The organism is Streptomyces sp. NRRL S-495, assembly GCF_000966955.1.
GTDB lineage: Bacteria > Actinomycetota > Actinomycetes > Streptomycetales > Streptomycetaceae > Kitasatospora > Kitasatospora purpeofusca.
On sequence record NZ_JZWY01001033.1, the window covers coordinates 1 to 4,101 of the forward strand.

Here is a 4,101-nt window from a genome sequence, read left to right on the forward strand (position 1 = left end):
ACCCGGGAGAGGGGCCTGCCGAGGCGATCGCCCGCGAGGTCGAGGAGGAGACCGGCTGGCGGCCGGGTGCGGTCGAGCCGTTGACGGAGTTCGACGCGATGTCCGGGATCTCGACGATGCACTTCCACGCCTTCCACGCCACCGGGGCGAGGCCGACCGGCGGGCCGGTCGACCGGTCCGAGGCGAGCCGGGTGGAGTGGCTGACCGAGCGCGAGGTGGTCGTACTGCTGACGGCGGGCGAGGTGGCGGACGGTGCCTCACTGGCGGCCCTGTCCTACTACCTGGGCCCGCACCGTCTGTCGGTGGGCGGAGCGGGCCCGAGCGGCAAGTAGCCCGCGTGAACAGTGGGCTGACGGAACGTCAGTCCTTGTGGTTCGCCTCGCCGAGCTTCCAGTAGCCCTTGCCGTGGACGCGTTCGCGGGGCAGGGTCCAGTCGGTCAGCAGGTGGCGGCGGACGGTCGCCACGGCCTGCGACTCTCCGGCCAGCCAGGCCGTGGTGCCGGGCGGGATGTCGGCCGCGAGCAGGGTGTCCGTGAGGGTCCGGCCCTTGGCGTGGCCCTGGGGGCGGGTCAGCCAGTGGGTGGTCAGACCGGCCCGGGCGGGCAGCGGCAGGGAGGCCCCGGTGGCATCGCCGACCTCGACGAAGAGGGTCGCCGGCACGGTCGGCGGGAGCTCCTCCAGGATGGTGAGCGCGGCGGGAAGGGCGCTCTCGTCGGCGGCGAGCAGGACGTGCCCGGCGCCCTCGAAGGACGGCCGGCGGCCGCGCGGGCCGGCGATCCGGGCCGGGTCGCCCGGGCGGGCGGTCGCGGCCCAGCGGGACAGCGGGCCGTTGCCGTGCAGCACGATGTCGATGTCCGCCTCGCGCGCGGCGGGGCGGTGGTGCCGGATCGTGTAGGCCCGGGAGTGCCCGTCGGGGGTCGCCAACTTCACCCACTGGGTGGCGTGTTCGACGGCGAGGGTGTCCAGGGTCGGTCCGGCGAGGGTGAGCCGGAGGAGGGCGGGAGTGAGCGGGGTGACGGCGGTGACCCGCACGTCGTGGGTCGGCCGGGGGCGACGGAACACGGGGACTCCAGGGGATCGGACGGCGCCGGCGCGGCCCCGGAGGTGAACACGGGGTGCCGCGGTGCGGCGCGGTGGGGAGAAGTGGGGAGAAGCGGGAAGGGGTGGGGCTCAGCGCGGCAGGTGCTGGTCGAGCAGCGCGTCGACGAACGCGGGGTCCAGCGGGCGGCGCAGCACCAGGGCGCGGTGGTAGAGCGGGGCGAGCAGCGCGTCCAGCAGTACGGCGGCCTCGTCGGCGCCGGCCTCGTCGGTGCCGGCCCCGAGGCAGGCGCGGGTGTGCTCGACGTCCCGGGCACGCAGCGCGTCCAGGAAGCCGCCGTGCAGCAACTCGGCCGTCCTGGCGTCCAGTTGGGCATGGCCGAGGAGCGCCTGGAGGACCTTGCCGGCCGGTGCCGCACCGAGGAACTCCGCGAACCGGTGGAGGTAGGCGCGCAGATCGGCCGGGTCGGCGGGTGTCTCGGCGGGCCAGGCGAGACCGGTGGCGGCGTCCAGGACGAGGTTGTCGAAGAGGATGTCCACCTTCGACTTCCACCAGCGGTAGATGGTCTGCTTGGCGACCCCGGCGGCGGCCGCGATGCCCTCGATGGTCAGGCCCTCGAAGCCCTGCTCGACCAGGAGGTCGTCGGCGGCGTTCAGCACCGCCAGCCGTGCGGCCTCGCTGCGCCGACCGCCGGCTCCGGTGCTCGCCGCGTCGGTCTTCTTCGCGCTCCCGCCCGCCTCGGCCGCGCGCGCGGCACCGGCGGCACGGCCGCCGATGGCGCGGTCACCGGCGGCGCGGCTCGCGCCGGACCGGCTTCCGGTGGCGGGGCTGGGCTGGGCGGCGATGGCGGTGTGGTCCTTGTCCGGGGGCGGCTGCTGGCCGTTGACGACGGTCGCGGCCATCCTCTCACGCCTTCCCGGGACGGGCGGCGGCCGGTGTCGCTGCGGGTGCCGCTGCCGGTACCGCTGCGGGTTCCGCCGCCGTCGGCACCGGCGACGCTCCGTGCCGCGGTCGGCGGACCAGCCCGGCGGCGACGGCGAGGGCCAGGACGGCGACCGCCGCGCTGAAGCCGACCCCGGCGGTGCGCAGCCCGGTCGCCCGGACGAGTACGCCGACCCCGATCACTGGCACCGAGAGCATCGTGAACAGCACGGCGAAGAACGCCGACACCGCCTCGCCGCGCCGGTGCGGCTCCACCCCGCCGTTGACGGTGCCGAGTCCGGTGCCGATGGCGGTGCCGGTGGCGAGGCCGTTGACGCAGGCGCCGAGCAGCAGCGGCGGCAGCGTCCCGCCGAGCAGGGCGCCGGCCACCAGCGCGGCGGCCAGGACCAGTCCGGCGCAGGCCAGCGGCAGGGCGCGGGCCGGTGGCAGCACGCGGACGAGCAACTGTCCGACGGCGGTGGAGAGGAAGGCCAGGGCGACCACGAGCCCGGTGAGCGCGTGGTTGTGCAGGCCGAGCACGGTGGCCAGGAAGAGTCCGCTGACGGCGGTCAGCACGCCGGTGACGGCGAATCCGGCCCCGCCGGCGAGCGCGGCGCGCAGGAACGCGGGGCGGATGCCGGGCGGGACGTGCAGTGGCCGCAACCGAGGCCGGAACCGAAGGGTGCTCCCGGTCGGAGAGAACCGAAGGGTGCTCCCGGTCGGGGAGCCGGACCGGCCCGCGCGGCGGACCTCGGCGGGCACCGTCTCGGGGACGGCGAGCAGTCCGAGCAGGGCGGCGCCGGTGAGGACGAGCGTCACCGTCCAGGGCAGGCGCAGCGGGGAGCCGGCCCATTCGGCGAGAACGCCGGCGAACAGGGTGCCGCCGGCCAGTCCGCCCATGTTGGCGGCCAGGGCGACGGTCTGGGCGCGCAGTCGGCGCTCCGGCGGGGCGAGGTCGAGCAGGGCGGCGGTGGCGGCGCCGGTGACGAGGGCGGCGCCGAAGCCGGAGAGGACCCGGGCGGCGAGCAGCCAGGGCAGCGAGTCGGCGAGTTCGAACAGGGTGGCGGCGGCCGCGGCCAGCAGTAGGGCGGCCAGGATCACGGGGCGTCGGCCGATCCGGTCGGAGAGGCGGCCGAGGGTCAGCAGACCGGCGACGACGCCGAGCGCGTAGACGGCGAAGATCACCGTGACGGTGAAGGTCGAGAAGCCGAAGGCGCGCTGGTAGAGCGGGTAGAGCGGGGTCGGGACGGTGGTTCCGGCCATGGTGACCCAGAAGGCGAGGGCGACGGCGGCCGGGGCGAGCGGGCCGCCGGGGCGCCGGGGCGGGGCGGAGGGCATGGGTGCTCCTCGGGGGTGACGGTGGGAGGAGGGCGCGTCGGGGCCGTCGGTCATGGCCCGCGCCGTCGGAGCCGAAAGATGGACGCAACGTTGCGTCTCGGTCCAACGCTTCGACGCTAACACTGGACGCAACGTTGCGTCTACATTCGCTCGTGGGTCGGCCCCCGGGTCGGCTGCCGGTCGACGGATGCCCCCCGGGCTTCCGGGCGCCCGCAATTGACGACCCCGCAGAGTCGATCCGTACCGGCGGGACCCCTCGGAGAGTCCGAACAATTGTGTTAGGTTAGGCTTGCCTAATGTTGCTGGTCGGAGGGGATTTTCAGTGCAGCAGTCCGAACTCGCGGGCGCCGTCGCGATGGTCACCGGCGCCGGGCAGGGGATAGGCGCGGCGGTGACGCGCGCACTCGTCGCCGCCGGCGCCGTTGTCGCGGCGGTCGACCGCAACCCCGGTCCGCTCGCCGAGCTCGCGGACGAGCTGTCGGACGAGCTGTCGGAGCGTCCGATCGAGTCCGCCCCCGGGGGCGGAGCCTCCGGCGGCCCCGTCCACCCCTACCTGCTGGACGTCTCCGACGCGGCGGCGGTCGAATCCACCGTCGAGCTGATGGAGAGCCAACTCGGCCCGATCGGCATCCTGGTGAACGTCGCGGGAATCCTGCGTGTCGCCCCCGCGGTGGAGCTCACCGACCAGGACTGGGCCGACAGCTTCGCGGTCAACACCACCGGGGTCTTCCACACCACCCGGGCGGTCGGCCGGCGGATGGCCGAGCGCGGCGGCGGCGCCATCGTCACCGTCGGCTCCAACG

5 protein-coding genes are annotated in these 4,101 nt (G+C 75.3%); 2 read left to right on the forward strand and 3 right to left on the reverse strand.

Translation table 11 applies throughout. The features are described from left to right. A partial coding sequence (locus VR45_RS38375) for an NUDIX hydrolase (RefSeq protein WP_045944585.1) occupies positions 1–332 on the forward strand: 332 nt, incomplete at its 5' end. 28 nt (positions 333–360) lie between these two features. On the opposite strand, the gene VR45_RS38380 is transcribed toward VR45_RS38375, so the two are convergent. From VR45_RS38380 to VR45_RS38390, 3 genes are all read right to left on the reverse strand, one after another. After that, entirely contained in the window at positions 361–1,062 is a 702-nt protein-coding gene (locus tag VR45_RS38380) for a siderophore-interacting protein (RefSeq protein WP_045944586.1), read from the reverse strand. Positions 1,063–1,170: 108 nt separating this feature from the next. Continuing rightward, on the reverse strand, positions 1,171–1,941 hold the full coding sequence (locus VR45_RS38385) for a TetR/AcrR family transcriptional regulator (protein ID WP_078897420.1): 771 nt from the start codon (positions 1,939–1,941) through the stop codon (positions 1,171–1,173). Between the two features lie 4 nt (positions 1,942–1,945). Then, entirely contained in the window at positions 1,946–3,298 is a 1,353-nt protein-coding gene (locus VR45_RS38390; protein ID WP_052709700.1) for an MFS transporter, read from the reverse strand. A 322-nt stretch (positions 3,299–3,620) separates the two neighbouring features. On the opposite strand from VR45_RS38390, the gene VR45_RS38395 reads away from it, so the two are divergent. After that, a partial coding sequence (locus tag VR45_RS38395) for an SDR family NAD(P)-dependent oxidoreductase (RefSeq protein WP_234326583.1) occupies positions 3,621–4,101 on the forward strand: 481 nt, incomplete at its 3' end.